Source organism: Bifidobacterium sp. M0307 (assembly GCF_016100445.1).
GTDB classification, from domain to species: Bacteria; Actinomycetota; Actinomycetes; order Actinomycetales; family Bifidobacteriaceae; genus Bombiscardovia; species Bombiscardovia coryneformis.
Map to the genome: position 1 here is coordinate 1 of NZ_JACFSL010000001.1, position 14835 is coordinate 14835.

Sequence of the window (14835 nt, forward strand, 5' to 3'; positions counted from 1 at the left end):
ATGGTCGATAGACCGGACGTGGAAACCCCGCAAGGGGCGAAGCCGACCGGCACTAATGGTCGAAGACAACACAACACCCACCCCCCTTGAGGGGTGGAGGCATCGACACCACTGCGAACGAGACCTGCGGCAATGAACACGAACGGCCACAGGCGATCGACAACGAAACGAAACACGCGTCCACCGTCCGGTCCCCGAACCGTCACCACGACCCGCCCATCCTTCAAGGTGGGCCGGTACAACAGAATTTGCGGCGGTCATGGCCTGGGGGAGACGCCCGGTCCCATTCCGAACCCGGAAGCTAAGACCCAGCACGGCAATGGTACTGCACTCGGAAGGGTGTGGGAGAGTAGCACACCGCCGCTCCACAACTCACAAGGGGCCCCGCACGGCACACGCCGCGACGGGGCCCCTTCCACATACCCCGACACACCCCACCCACACACGGCCGGACCAACAGAACCGCCCGACCCGCGCGACACCGGCAGACCCGGCCACGAGGACACACTCGCGGACCGGCACTACCTCTTCACAGCGCAAACACCACAACACCCACTGTTGCCGGCTTCGGATGTCATAGCTCCGAGCGGCCTGAAAGTTCGGTAGAAGCACCTCGCAATGAAGCGACAGGTTGCAACAGAATGAAAAAGCAGGGCTTTAAAATGAGGGCCGTCATATAATTCTTGGCAGTGGTGCGGTGGTCAATGCTGAAACCGCATGACTCCAGTAACGGGTGAAACATAGCCATCACGAAGTTCAGGGGGGCAGGCATGGATGGGAACAGGAAGATCCACACGGGGCAGGGAGATCGAGATTGGCTGACTGCCGCAGGAGAGGCGACGCGATGGACGGTCCCTTCGTTCCCTGCAATCCTGATTGCCCTGGCAACTTTGGTTTCCTTGGTACTTACGGGGCTGATTGGGCCTGTTCGTGCCGCGGTCGCGGTGGAGGCCGATGGTGGCGGACCCTCTGAGGTTGGCGATGGCCGGACCTTTACCTCGGTTGGTGTGTCACAGACCGGCAGGACCTATTACGTTGATTCTCTGCATGGCAATGATGCCAATGATGGTCTTGAGCCGACGCGGGCCTGGAAGTCCCTGGGCAAGGTCTCCGCAACGACGTTCGTTCCCGGTGACCATATCCTCCTTGAGTCGGGGTCGACCTGGCAGGGGCAGGTACGGCCGAAGGGGGACGGGAATGGTTCCGAACGGATTGTTCTGGATTTCTACACCCGCAAGGCGGATGGGTCCGCATCATATGAGGCGGGGCGACGCCCCGTCATCAACGGTGGGGGAACCCACGGTTCGGGCTCCTTCAAGAGGTATGTGTCGGGTGCGGTGCAACTGACGAACCAGGAGTATTGGACCATCAGGAATCTTGAGGTCACCAATTCCCCGGAACCGAACAACCCTGAGGGCTATAAGAAGCATGGGGATGCCCAGAGGGTCGGGATACTCCTGCTGGGATTCGGGCAGAACAGGATGCTTGAATCCGATACGGTCGAGAACTGCTACGTTCATGATGTGCAATCGGAGTACTACCTTCAGGCCAGGAGGGAAGGCAAGCCGCAGACCCTCAAGGCCGCTGGAGGCATCATTGCCTTGGGGCACTGGGTCGATCCGGATGGGCGAACCCTGGGTAAAGGAGTGACCAATACGGGCTTCCACGACCTGACCATACAGAACAATATCGTTCAACGGGTCGGTCTCGAAGGCATACGGACCAAGGCGGACAGTTCCAATGACTCATCCCCTGGGCTCTTCGAGAAGGTCACCATCAGGAACAACTACCTGGAGGATATTGCCGGCGATGCCATTGTCATCTCGGAGAACAAGGCGCAGGGGCTGGTTGAGGGCAATACCGTGGTGCGGGCCTGCAACGCGGACTATGGAACCGAGAACTACGCGGCCATCTGGGCCATGGCAAGTAAGGACGTCCTCCTTCAGTTCAACGAGGTCTACGGCAATACCCATGGGTATAACGACGGTGAGGCCTTCGACATCGATATGGGCTGCGACCGAATCACCTACCAATACAACTACAGCCACAACAACGGTGGCGGCTTCATGCTTCTTATGAGCAACCAGACCAACTCCGTCATCCGCTACAACATCTCGGTGAACGACGGGGCGGGGAACTCGGGCAGCAACGCGGCCGGACCTGGTCACGGCTCCTACGATTACAAGGAGCAGAGCCTCTTCCATTACTGGATATCCGATCCGGGTGCCAGCATGCCGCAGATATACAACAACACCTTCTATGTGGGTGACGGGGTCTCGACCTCCCTCTTCGGGGAGGGCAACTCCGGCGACAATTCCGGCACCATCGCCCACTTCACCAACAACGTCCTCTACAAGACAGGCTCGGGAAGTCTGAAGTTCCTGGCGGCGTATCCGCCTGACGGCAGTCAGCCCATAGAGCACAGACTGCATGGCAACCCGGGTGACTTCATCAAGCACAATCTGATCTGGCCCGACACCGTCCCAACCGCTGCCAGCGGAACCACCGTTGAGGAACTGGAGGCGGCCGGGAACGTCTTCCAGACCCCGAAGCTGGTCATTGACCAGAACTCAGATGCAGCCGAGGCGATCCGGAACCAACTCGGCACCACCCTTTCCGACCCTGAAACGTCCCTACCCTGGTCCGACCAGGTCGACCGGATGCGTGTGCGGGCTTCCCTCTTCAGGATCCAGGCGGACAGCCCCGCGGTTGCGGCCGGTATCAGGATGGAAGGCGCACCGGACCAGGACATGTTCGGAGGCAGCACGAAAGACCGGGGCATCGATATTGGGGCCACCCAGGTCTCCAACCACGAGATTGCCACCAGGTATGAGATTCCGGAGACCAGGGCTAACACCTTTGCAGGGGTCTATCCTGCCTTGCCGGAGACCCTGAAGGTGACGGTCAGGGAGTCGTCCGGAGGAACCAGTACCGAGAAGGTGACCAACATGCCGGTTACCTGGGACCAGCTCAACCTCAGCCAGTTCGGTCAGGCGGGAGAGTTTGCGGTTACAGGCAGGATTCCGGGCATTCCCGACCAGGCCAAGGCCACCGTGACTGTGACAGGGCAGGTGGGTTCGGGCCGAAACAGGGACGTCAGGTCCCTGGCTGGTCAGGCAGCCACTGTAGAACGTGGCTCAAGCGAGGCCATGGGTGCAAAGCCCGGGACCTCGTCCAGGGCCACGGGGGACAAGTACCCATTCGGTGTCTCCTATTCGAACAACCTGGTCCTGAAGCTGAAGAACTCGTCTTCGGCCTCCTACAACCGTCGTTTCTATGTCAAGGTCGATCCCTCCGCCTATCCCGGACAGGTCGACCAGATCAAGAAGGCCAAGCTGCGGGTCTATCTGTCCAGGTTCGACATCAACAACAGCGCGGGGAGCACTGATGCGGAAAGACTGAACAACACCGCCTTCGGTGTTGATGTCTACAAGACCGATCCCGGCTGGGACCAAAACACCCTGACCTGGGCCAACGGCCCACTCAATGCCGAGGTGACCGAAGCCAACCATCGTCCTCTGGGGTCCGGTGAGACCATCCCCGACTACGCCGTACTCAGGCCCGGAGCCCATCAGGTCTTCACCAACAAGGAGATCATCGACAATGGGTATGCCGTCGACATCGATGTGACCTCGATTGTCCGAAGCATGGGCGGATCACGGCTTACGGGTCCGGTCAGCTTCCTGGTAGACATACCGATGAGTGATACCCCGAACTTCAATCGCGATAACGGCGGCTTCGATGCCTTCTCGGTGGAAGGGGCCCGGCAGGCCTATGCCGATTTCCAGAGCGGTCTGCTGACCGTTCCCGCCGGTGTGAACAAGCCCACCGATGAGCACAGTCTGGCACCGCAGCTCCTTGTTTCCGATGCCTACATCACCTCGGTCGGGGCCGTTTCGGTCACCTCCAAGCCTGGTCAGGTGCCGAATCTGCCGGATACCATCATGGTCGGCTATTCCGACGGGAAGTTCATCAGGGAGACTGTGGACTGGAAGGTCGACCCGTCCCTGCTTACCCAGGATGGTGTCTATACGGTGCAGGGAAGGATCCGGGGCGATACCACCATGGTCGGGGCCAAGGTCACGGTCAAGTCGGATCCAATCACCTCCTTCGAACCCCTTCCCGTTTTGGATAAGCCCGTTGGGCTGGCAAGGCAGGAGCTGGGTATGCCCACGAAGGTCAAGGCCAACCTGGCATCAGGCGAACGGGTTGAACTGACCGTGACCGGCTGGGACGATGACCCCTCCAACTACACGGAGAAGAGCGCTCCAGGCACCTATCGCTTCCCGGGGGGTGTCAGTCTGCCCATGGGTATCAGCAACCCTCTGAACCTGAAGCCCATTCAGGAAGTCCGTACCCACCCCAGGCCCGAATCGGTGGAGTTGGGAGTGAAGCGATCCGAGATCATCCGCGGCAAGACGGCTAGGGTTTCCCTCAAGATTCATGCGGCGGCCCCCTTCCCGAAACTTGACGATTGGGGTAAGGGGGTCGTCTGGACCATTACGCCCGAGGAGACAGGCCAGGGGCTGCGTCAGAACCTGCCTACGGTCGACTCTCGAGGGAGGGTGCGGACCTACCGGGACACGCCTCTGGGGTCCTATAGGGTCACGGTAACCAGTACCCGGATTGCGACGGTTTCGGGGTCCGTTGAGATTCGTGTGGTGTCCCGGTCCGGCAAGGCTTCCGAGGCGGTCCTGCCCTCCCTGGATGCAACCCTTCCGGGGATGCGGCCCTCTTGTCAAGTGGGCACCTTGCGGATGAGCGCAAATCGTAGGGGTGCGGCGATAGGATTGCACCAGCTGGATTTCTAAGGAAGAAACATGAAATATATGAATATCGGAGTCTCGGGTGTAAAGGCCTCCCGCGTGGCTCTGGGTGCCATGCGGATTGACACCAAGTCGCCTGAAGAGGCCGCTACGATCGTCCAATCGGCCCTGGACGCGGGAATCGACTATTTCGATACGGCGGATTGCTATCACAACGGCGAGAGCAGCAGGGTGCTTGGACGGGCCCTAAGGGATCTCTGCATCGACCGGTCCGATGTCGGCATCCAGACCAAGGTCGGCATCTTCCGTGAACCGGACAGTGACAAGATCACCAGGTATGACTTCTCGGCCGAGCATCTGATTGCGGCCGTTGACCAGGAGCTGGAGAACCTTCAGACGGACTACGTCGATTACCTTCTTCTGCACAGGCCGGATACCCTGGTCGAGCTGGACCAGCTGGCAGAGGCCTTCAATGTCATGCAGACCTCGGGGAAGGTCCGCCATTTCGGTGTCAGCAATGTCAACCCCATGCAGGTCGAACTTCTCCAGAGCGCGGTCAGTCAGAGGCTGGACGTCAACCAGCTGCAATTCGGGCTGGGGCATACCGGTATGGTCCAGCAGGAATTCCACGTCAATATGATTGACGCACCCAGCCTGGATCATGATGGTGGATTGATTTCCTACTCCCGCCTGAAGCACATGACCATTCAGGCATGGAGTCCCTTCCAGACAGGGTTCTTCGAGGGTGTCTTCATCGATAATCCCAAGTTCCCGGAACTGAATGACTGCCTGGAGCAGGTGGCCGGGAAGTACGGCGTCAGCAAGAGCGCCATCGCTGTGGCCTGGATTCTTCGTCACCCCGCCGGCATGCAGGTTCTGTTGGGGTCCATGACCCCATCCCGCATTACCGAGATGGCTGCCGGGGCAGATGTGGAACTGACCGCCCAGGAGTGGTATGACCTCTACCTGTCTGCCGGGAACGACCTTCCTTAAGGCGATTTCGGCAGGTTACGAGGTTCGGTCTTCAAGGTATTCCATGCACTACTTCACCCCCAAACGATGCGCCAGTACGTCGAAAATCATGTATCACGACAAGGAAAAGGCGCTTCGAGCCGCCGATCAGAGTCTGGTCGAGCGAGGTGCCCGGCTCTGGGTGTACCGATGCCAGTACTGCGGTACCTGGCATCTGACCAGCCGTGAGCCGGGATCCTACGCCCGGGTGCCCCTCAATCAGCAGTTGAAACCGCATTCGCGGAAGAAGGGGTACAAACCAAGACGTTGAAATATGGTCCGGTCGGTGCAGTGCTGCCCGGTCGGTCAGCGGTTCATATCGAAACCCTGGGCTTGGATGGAGGGGAGCATGGGCTCATGGTCCCCCTTGGGATTGTAGGATTTATCGGCCATGATCTGGCTGAAAGCCTTGCGCGGCGCATCCAGCTGGCGCAGGTCCCGGTAATAGAGTCTGACCGTTTCATCGAAATCCTTAAGTGCCCGCTCGGCCTCGCCGGGCCTCTCGGACTGGCCATAGGAGTTGAGGAATATCTGCGCGGCCCGTGGCATGCGCGGCTTCAATGGCGGGTCCTGGTCGGGGTGGCCGATGGCCAGGCCCAGCACCGGGTAGACCAGGCGGGGCAGGTCAAGCAGGTCGATCAGTCCTTCCACATCGTTGATGACGCTGCCCAGGATGACGGAGCCCAGGCCCAGTGAGTTGGCGGCCGTCTCCATGGCATGCAGGGCAAGAACGGCATCGTTCTGGGATTGCAGGAAGGCATATCCCGTATTGAGCACAAACGTGTCTGCATCGATGTCAACCCCTTCCTGCCGGGCCAGGTCGGCATTGCGACGCTGGTCGGCAAGGAAGATGTACAGAAGGGGTGCCTGGGACACGTAATCCTGGTGGGCCATGTCGGCAATGGCCTGGGCCTTGTCGGAATCGGTGATGCGGATGGCGGACCATTCGTTGAAGTACCGGCTGGTGGCTGCATGTTGGGCCGTCTCCTCCAGAACGGCAACCGTGTCAGGGTCGATTGCCTCATCGGTGAAGGAGCGGATGGTCCTGCGGTTGAGCAGGGTATCGATGGTCCGGTTGCGGACGGTCCTCTCGTATTCGGCGGATTCTCCGCCCTTCCCGGCCTCACCGGGGGATTGTATTGAAGTGGTCATGGTGTCATTGTGACCATCGCGGCAGAAGGGACACAAGAACCGAGAGGTTAATCTTGCTCAGAGAATAGTGACATATATCCAATTGCACCCGGTGCCCCTGACGGCTGCGCCTTGAATCGGATTTGCCGTAGAACATGGAAGCCGCCACGCGAGACCTATACCGGTCCGATACTTGGTGGGCAGGTTGCGGCAGTGCGGGTACTCCGGGGCTTACCGATGGCGCTTGTCGATCAGGGCCTGGGAGCCGCGTCCGATCAGCTCGGATGCCAGGGTGGTCACGGCCGCCGAAAGTACCGCAAAGAGCAATCCGGCAGTCGCGCTCTCCTGGTTGCTCTCTTCGGTGTCCACGCCACCATTGCGCTTGCGGACCAGACTGCCCCAAAAGGCCTGGAAGAGTTTGCCGGCCATCAGACCTGCGATGCTGGGGAGGGCGAACTTCATGACCTTGTCCATAAGGGTTTCCGGATCTGACTCGACTGAAGAGCGCATTTGGTTCACCTTGTCATCTATACGGTGGAATACGCCGACCAGGTGGTCGGCCTGATTGCCCGATTCATGCTCTGCCATGCTCATATGGCCATTATTCCACGGATGTGGATGGAGCGGTGGCGTTGAAGCCGGTGATAGAGTTGCACCATGGCTACTGTAGATCAAGCCGCAGGCAAGGAAGCCTCGGAAACCGGTTGTTTGGTGCTGCTCAGGCATGGGCAGACGGCCTGGAGCCTCAGTGGACAGTACACCGGCCGAACGGACATCCCCCTGACTGAAGAGGGTGAGCGGCAGGCGGTTGCTGTGGGAGCTCGACTTTTGTCAGACTTCCCCGAAGGATTCGATGCCGATTGTGTCTTCGTCAGCCCCCTGATGAGGGCAAGGCAGACGGCCCAGCTGTCCGGATTTGACCGGTTCGAGATCATGCCTGAACTGGTTGAACGGGATTATGGCCACGCTGAAGGACGCAGAAGGCGGGACATCCAGCGGCAGCTCGGGCGGGATTGGGATGTATGGTCCGATGACCCTTCGGTCCTGGCCCATGACGGGAGTGGGGACCGGCAGGAGGTCTTGCCGGACGGTTCCTTGGTCCAGGTTCGGGTCACCGGGGGAGAGAGCCTGGCTGCGGCGGCTGCCCGCACGCGCGGCATCATCGAGAGGGTGGCACCTCTGGTCGATGAGGGCCGTCGGGTTCTTCTGGTCTCCCACGCGCACATTTTGAGGGTGCTGACCACCCAGTGGATGGGATTGGATCCCTCTGCGGCGAAACTGATGAGACTCTATACGGCGCATTACGGAGTTCTGGGGAACTACCAGGGGGACAGGGTTCTCAAGACCTGGAACTGCTGAGAGTGAATGAAGGCAAAGCAGGGTGGTTCGGTCCGCCTAGCTATGCAAACGTTTGTAGAAAAGTTGGGTGAACTTCTTGCGCACCTCTGTAAAACAGTTCTCTGAATGGCTTTGGATATAGGATGGATTTCGTATCAGGAAATGCCAGCGTTTGCATTTCCTGGAATAATGTGGAAAATATAAGGTACCGAAGGATCCTGGAAACCGAAGAAGGCCTTCCGGCCTTATGGACTGGTCGCTTATGAGCGGGCGGCCGAAGAGAAAGGTTCGAAGATGAATCATCACGTAAGACAAGTGGTCACGGTACTGGCCACAGCAGCCATGGCCGTGGGGGCCCTGTCGGGATGCGGATCGTCCGGCACCGCGGTCAACGAGGATGCTGGCAAGGTCTACTTCCTCAACTCCAAGCCCGAAGTATCGGACCAGTGGAAGCAGATAGCGGAGGAGTACACCAAGGAGACCGGTGTGCCCGTTACGGTGGAGACCGCAGCCGCAGGAACCTACCAGCAGACCCTGAAGTCCGAGTTCGCCAAGTCCGAACCGCCCACCCTCTTCCAGCTGTCGGGCCCCGTGGACCTGGAGACCTGGAAGGACTTCACCGCCGATCTGACCGACACGGACATCTACAAGCAGCTCAAGGATCCCGCCCTGGCACTCAAGTCGGCCGAGACCGGCAAGCCGGTGGGTGTCCCCTTCGTCATCGAGAGTTTCGGCCTGATCTACAACAAGGACATCCTAGCCAAGTACGTCAAACTCCCCGGTGCTGCGGTCAAGTCCGTGGATGACATCGACTCCTTCGACAAGCTCAAGGCCGTCACCGACGACATGCAGAAGCGTAAGGACGACCTGGGCATCAAGGGTGCCTTCACCTCGGCCGGTTTCGACTCGAGCTCCATATGGCGCTATGACACCCACCTGGCCAACATGCCGCTCGACAGGGAGTTCAAGGACGACGGAATCACGGCGGAGCCTGCCACCGTCAAAGGCACCTACCTGCCCCAGTTCAAGAACATCTTCGACCTCTACCTGACGGATTCGACCACTCCGCGCTCGCAGCTGAGCGGAAAGACCAGCGATGATGCCAACTCGGAATTCGCCCTTGGTGAGGCCGCCTTCTACCAGAACGGGACCTGGTCCTGGACGGACCTGCAGAACGCCGGAATGGAGGCCGACCAGGTGGGCATGATTCCCATCTACATGGGTATGCCCGATGAAGCCAAGCAGGGTCTGGCCACCGGTTCCGCCCAGTACTGGTGCCTGAACAAGAAGGCGACGGACAAGAACCTCAAAGCCACCAAGGACTTCCTCAAGTGGATGATCACCTCCGAGCGGGGCAAAGAGTCCATCGCCAAGGACATGGGCTTCACCACGCCATTCGAGACCTTCGACAAGGTCAAGACCGACAACCCCTTGGTGGAGGCCATGAACAAGGATATGGACTCCAATAAGGACCGTGTGGGTTGGAGTTTCACCATGGTGCCCTCCGAGCGCTGGAAGGATGACCTGGGCAACGCCATGCTGGAGTATGCGCAGGGAACAGCCGGCTGGGATGGTGTCGAGAAGGCCTTCGTGGACAACTGGGCCAAGGAGTACCAGGCCAACAAGCAGTGATGTGGGCTGTCGGGTCAGTCGCTGGTTCCGCCTGGTGCGGCCGTGGATGATCTGAGGACCAGTGTGGGGCTGACCAGGTCGTGTGGGTGTTCAAGCTCCCGACCCTCGATCAGCTCCAGGGTCTTCCCGGCCAGGGAGACGGCCATGTCATAGGGCTGCTGCCGAATGGTGGTCAGCCCTATGTCCTCGGCGAAGCGGCTGTCGTCGTACCCTATGACCGACATGTCGCCGGGCACCTTGATGCCGCACCGTTCAAGCTGGAATATCAGCGGAACAGCCAGGGAATCCTCCTGGCAGGCTATGCCGGTCGGCCTCTGGTCCAGATTCATCAACTGGGTCAGGACCTGGGGTATGGGGTTGTCGTCTGCGGGTGCCGCCAGGACGGTGGGCTCGATGCCCCTGCTTCTGCAGGCGGTGATGAATCCATCGAGACGGGCTTGAATGCTGAAGTGCAAGGAGGCGACCGGGGTGGAGCGGATGTACGCCAGTCGGCGATGTCCCAGTGCCATCAGGTGCTCGGCCGACAGTCTGCCCCCCTGTTCGTCATCGATGCGGGTGGAGGCCATGAAGCCGTCCTCCTCGGTCACGTTCAGGCTGACGATGGGCACATTGACACTGATCAGGCGCGAGATTTCAACCGGTTCGATATCGAAGGAGGTGACGATGACCGCATCCACATTGCGTTTGACCGGCAGCTCCTCGAAGAAGCGCCGGCGCGCCTGCCCGCTTGTGATCTGGCAGATGGATATGTCGTACCCCGCCTTGAGGAAAACGGAGTTGAACCCTTCCATGATGGTCGAGTTGAACCAGGTGTTCAGATGGTCGTTGATCAGGACGGCCACCCGCAGGGATTGCCCGGACTTGAGGGCCGTGGCCGATCTGGATATGGAGAAGTTCAACTCATCGGCGATGGCCAATACCTTGGCCCGCGTCCGTTCCGATACCAGGTCGGGCCGGGTGAAGGACCGGGAGACGGTCGATACGGACACCTTGGCCTGGCGGGCCACGTCCTGGATGGTCGACTCCATGAAGTGCTCCTCATCTGCATGCCGGGATGGAACTTCCTGCAAACGATTGCCGGGCTCCTCTCCGGGTAGGTCGATGATATCTCACCGGGGTGGAGATATACCGGGGCCGGTCTGGTGATGGGGCTGGTATCCGGCCCGCCATAGGCGGCGTTCGAGGTGTAACCCTGGATTATGAAAAGCAGAACGAAGACCGCGAGAGGAAACGAAATGGCCATGCTTGTCCCACTGAGAGCAAGGAGGGAATCATGCACAACAAAAACAGAACTATGACAACAATGGCAGGGAAGACGATTCGAAAGTGGTGGGCCCTGTTTTCACTGCCCACCCTGGCAGCCTTCGTCATAGGCTTCGTGGTGCCCTTCATCATGGGCATCTGGCTGAGTCTGTGCAGGTTCACCACGGTGACCGACGCCAAGTTCATCGGGTTCGGGAACTACTCGGCGGCCCTGGCGGATGCCGAGTTCTGGCATGCGCTCTGGTACACCATCGCCTTCACGATCATCACCACGGTGATCGTCAATGTGGCGGCCTTCGCCATTGCGGTCATGCTGACCAAGGCCATCCGGGGAGCCAACATCTTCAGGTCGGTCTTCTTCATGCCCAACCTGATCGGTGGCATCATCCTGGGTTACATCTGGATGCTCCTGCTCAACGGTGTCCTCCAGCATTGGGGGAAGTCCATCACCTTTTCGGGCACGTACGGGTTCTGGGGAATGGTCATCCTTATGTGCTGGCAGCAGATAGGCTACATGATGATCATCTACATAGCCGGGTTGCAGTCCATGCCCGGTGACGTGCTTGAAGCCGCCTCGGTCGACGGGGCCAGCAGGACCCAGACCCTCTTCCGCATCACCCTGCCATTGATGATGCCCTCCATCACGGTCTGCACCTTCCTTTCGGTCACCAATGGCTTCAAGATGTTCGACCAGAACCTGGCCCTGACCAACGGTGCCCCCTCCAATACCTCCGAACTGGTCGCCCTGAACATCTACCGGACCTTCTACGGGCGTGCCGGCTTCGAGGGCGTGGGTCAAGCCAAGGCCGTGATCTTCTTCATCATCGTGGCCATCATCGCGGTCATCCAGAACAAGCTCACCACCAGCAAGGAGGTCTCGGCATGAGCGACAAGGTCAAGCACTCGAAACTGTGGACCCTTTTCTTCACCCTGGTGTCCCTGCTGTGGATATTCCCCATCATCCTGGTCGTGGCCAACTCCTTCAAGAACAAGGCCTACATATCCCGCAACGCCTTCTCCATACCCACCGGCAAGACCTTCGTCGGCTTGGAGAACTACCGCCGTGGCGTCGAGAGGACCAACCTCTTCGCCAGTTTCGGTTGGACGGTCGTGGTGACCGTCGGTTCCGTCCTCCTGATCCTGCTCTGCACCTCCATGTGCGCCTGGTGGATCGTCAGGGTCAACAACCACTTCGCGAAGTTCCTGTATGTGCTCTTCCTCTTCAACATGGTGGTTCCCTTCCAGATGGTCATGTTCACCCTCTCCAAGATGGCCGATCTGACCGGTCTGAACACCCCCTGGGGTCTCTGGATCATCTATCTGGGGTTCGGTGCGGGTCTGGCCGTCTTCATCTTCACCGGCGTCGTCAAGGGCATCCCGCAGGAGCTGGAGGAGTCCGCCATGATGGATGGGGCCAGCGTGCCCAGGATATTCTTCCAGATCGTGGTTCCGATTATGAAGCCGTCGATTGTGTCGGTGGCGATTTTGGAGGCCATGTGGATTTGGAATGACTTCCTGTTGCCGTATCTGACGTTGGATATGCGCAGGTACAAGACGATGAGTATCGCCATCCAGTATCTGAAGGGCGGGTACGGCAGTGTCGATATGGGTGCGATGATGGGTTGCCTGGTCCTGGCCATCATCCCGATCGTCGTCTTTTACCTGATCTGCCAGAAGTACATCATCAAGGGAGTCCTCGCAGGAGCCGTCAAAGGCTGAGCGGTTTCCTGGCTGGCGGTTCAATGAGGGGCGGCCCCGGAGGATATTCTCCGGGGCCGCCCCTCATTTCACTCTGTAACGGGCCGTCTCATCGGTTCCCGCTCGCGGGGCGGAGAACCCAGGCGGTGGTGTCCTGGGGCAGTCGGCCGTTCTCAAGTGGGCCGGATGTCAGGACCGGCTTGCCTTCGGGCAGGTCCACGGGCTCATCCGAGAAGTTGGTCAGGCAGACCAGCTCCCCGGCTGCCCCGTTCATCGTTGCCGCACGCTGATAGGAGAGGACGCCGGCCTCCTGGGTCAGGGCCTGCACGGTGGTGTCCCCGGTCGGTGTGAGCAGCTGGGCGCGCAGCTGCAAGGCCCTGCGGTAGAGGTTGAGCATGGACTCGGGGTCCTGATCCTCATGGTCCACTGCAAAGTCCTCGAACCATAGCGGCTGGGGCAGGTGGGGGTCTGCGCAGTCCGAACCATCGGAGCGTTTGGCGGGCGAGAACCCGAAGGATGCGCCCTGGCCGAAGGTCGGATCCCAGTCGCTAGGTGCGGGCTTATCCCCTGCCTCCCAGGGAAGGGGAACCCTGCAACCGTCACGGCCCTTTTCGATATACTGCCGGCTGGTCCGGTGCGGAGTGGGGTCCTCCAGGCGGTCCCAGGGAATATCGGGAACCTCGAACAGGCCCAGCTCCTCACCCTGATAGATGTATACGGAGCCGGGCAGGGCCGCTTCCAGCGCGAATCCGGCCCTGGCCCGCTTGGCTCCGAGGGGCCGATCCTCCCTGTAGGACTGCCCGTTTCGCAGGAGCCAGTCCTTGCCCAGCTGGTGGTAGTTGACGCTGTCGACCTGGGGAAGGGCGTAGCGGGTGGCCTGCCTGATCACGTCGTGGTTGCTCATGACCCAGGTGGTGGTCGAACCCGATTCATCGGCCGAGACTAGGCCCTCATCGATGGCCCGGTAGAGGGCATCGCACTCCCAGTTGGCCTTGGCGAACTCGAAGTTGAATACCTGCCCAAGCTCCTCCTCGGATGCATAGAGGTGCTGATGTTCGGGCACGACCCATGCCTCGCCCACCGCGAACCGGTGGGGCTGGTACTCGTTGAACACCTGCCGCCACTCCCGATATATCTCGTGTACGTCGGGCCTGTCCCAGAGGGGGTGCTCGTAGTTGTGGTATTCGGACTGCTGCTGGATGGGCCAACGGTCCAGTTCCGCCAGTGGCCTGCTATCCAGGTCCTTGGCCAGACCATGCGCCACGTCGATGCGGAAACCATCGGTGCCGTGATCCGACCAGAAACGGAACACGTCCTTGAATTCCTCGTGGACATCAGGGTTCTTCCAGTTCAGGTCCGGCTGTTCCTTGGCGAAGATGTGCAGATACCACTCGCCGTCGTCGACCTGCTCCCAGGCCGATCCGCCGAAGAGCGACATCCACCCGTTCGGGGGCAGCTCGCCGTGCTCCCCCCTGCCCTTGCGGAAGATGTAGCGGTCTCGTTCCGCGGAGCCCGCCCCTGCGGCCAGGGCCTGGCGGAACCACTTGTGCTGGTCCGAGGTGTGGTTGGGGACTATGTCGACGATGATCTTGAGTCCGGAATCGTGGGCGGCCTGGACCATCTGGTCGAAGTCGTCCATGGTGCCGAGCCGAGGGTCCACGTTCTTGTAATCCATCACGTCGTAGCCGCCGTCGGCCAGTTCGGAGGGGTAGAAGGGGGAGAGCCACACGGCATCAACCCCCAGGTCCTTCAGATACCCCATCTTCTCGGTGACTCCGCGGATGTCGCCGATTCCGTCGCCGTTCACGTCCTTGAAGCTCCGCGGGTATATCTGGTATACGACTGCCTGCTTCCACCAGTCATCGCTGAGGTTATTGTCTGTCATTGCTGTTTTCCTCCTTGAAATCCAGTTGGGTTGACATGCGAGGGTGCCCCGACTGCTGACAACGATATCAAGTACTGTACCCATCCAGGAAGCCGCGGTGTGGAGTCTCCG

General features: G+C 60.0%; 11 protein-coding genes and 1 rRNA gene. 8 read left to right on the forward strand and 4 right to left on the reverse strand.

What is annotated here, in order from left to right; genetic code table 11:
- The first annotated feature begins 249 nt into the window (after nt 1–249).
- From rrf to H3V08_RS00020, 4 genes are all read left to right on the forward strand, one after another.
- Nucleotides 250–366 (forward strand): 5S ribosomal RNA (rrf, locus tag H3V08_RS00005).
- Nucleotides 367–770: 404 nt separating this feature from the next.
- Nucleotides 771–4811, forward strand: coding sequence for an Ig-like domain-containing protein (locus H3V08_RS00010; protein ID WP_198181175.1), 4041 nt, complete (start codon nt 771–773; stop codon nt 4809–4811).
- Nucleotides 4812–4820: 9 nt separating this feature from the next.
- A complete protein-coding gene (locus tag H3V08_RS00015; RefSeq protein WP_198181176.1) occupies nt 4821–5759 on the forward strand; it encodes an aldo/keto reductase in 939 nt (312 codons plus the stop codon).
- 43 nt (nt 5760–5802) lie between these two features.
- Entirely contained in the window at nt 5803–6048 is a 246-nt protein-coding gene (locus tag H3V08_RS00020) for a hypothetical protein (RefSeq protein WP_198182043.1), read from the forward strand.
- 35 nt (nt 6049–6083) lie between these two features.
- Here the strand turns inward: H3V08_RS00020 and H3V08_RS00025 are convergent, their stop codons facing one another.
- Complete coding sequence (locus H3V08_RS00025) at nt 6084–6929, reverse strand: nitroreductase family protein (protein ID WP_198181177.1); 846 nt, start codon at nt 6927–6929, stop codon at nt 6084–6086.
- Nucleotides 6930–7139: 210 nt separating this feature from the next.
- Nucleotides 7140–7502, reverse strand: a complete 363-nt coding sequence (locus H3V08_RS00030; RefSeq protein ID WP_198181178.1) for a DUF4235 domain-containing protein — start codon at nt 7500–7502, stop codon at nt 7140–7142.
- 63 nt (nt 7503–7565) lie between these two features.
- Here H3V08_RS00030 and H3V08_RS00035 point away from each other — a divergent pair, with 63 nt between their 5' ends.
- On the forward strand, nt 7566–8267 hold the full coding sequence (locus H3V08_RS00035; RefSeq protein WP_198181179.1) for a histidine phosphatase family protein: 702 nt from the start codon (nt 7566–7568) through the stop codon (nt 8265–8267).
- Between the two features lie 273 nt (nt 8268–8540).
- Nucleotides 8541–9878, forward strand: coding sequence for an ABC transporter substrate-binding protein (locus H3V08_RS00040; RefSeq protein ID WP_198181180.1), 1338 nt, complete (start codon nt 8541–8543; stop codon nt 9876–9878).
- Nucleotides 9879–9892: 14 nt separating this feature from the next.
- On the opposite strand, the gene H3V08_RS00045 is transcribed toward H3V08_RS00040, so the two are convergent.
- Complete coding sequence (locus H3V08_RS00045; RefSeq protein WP_033491755.1) at nt 9893–10906, reverse strand: LacI family DNA-binding transcriptional regulator; 1014 nt, start codon at nt 10904–10906, stop codon at nt 9893–9895.
- 266 nt (nt 10907–11172) lie between these two features.
- On the opposite strand from H3V08_RS00045, the gene H3V08_RS00050 reads away from it, so the two are divergent.
- Together H3V08_RS00050 and H3V08_RS00055 are read left to right on the forward strand one after the other, a co-directional pair.
- Complete coding sequence (locus H3V08_RS00050; protein WP_033491750.1) at nt 11173–12027, forward strand: carbohydrate ABC transporter permease; 855 nt, start codon at nt 11173–11175, stop codon at nt 12025–12027.
- Nucleotides 12024–12860: a carbohydrate ABC transporter permease gene (locus H3V08_RS00055; protein ID WP_038459044.1), complete on the forward strand. Its 837-nt coding sequence runs from the start codon at nt 12024–12026 to the stop codon at nt 12858–12860. The genes H3V08_RS00050 and H3V08_RS00055 overlap by 4 nt, the downstream gene beginning before the upstream one ends.
- A gap of 88 nt (nt 12861–12948) precedes the next feature.
- Here the strand turns inward: H3V08_RS00055 and H3V08_RS00060 are convergent, their stop codons facing one another.
- A complete protein-coding gene (locus H3V08_RS00060) occupies nt 12949–14724 on the reverse strand; it encodes a glycoside hydrolase family 13 protein (RefSeq protein WP_198181181.1) in 1776 nt (591 codons plus the stop codon).
- Nucleotides 14725–14835: the final 111 nt, after the last annotated feature.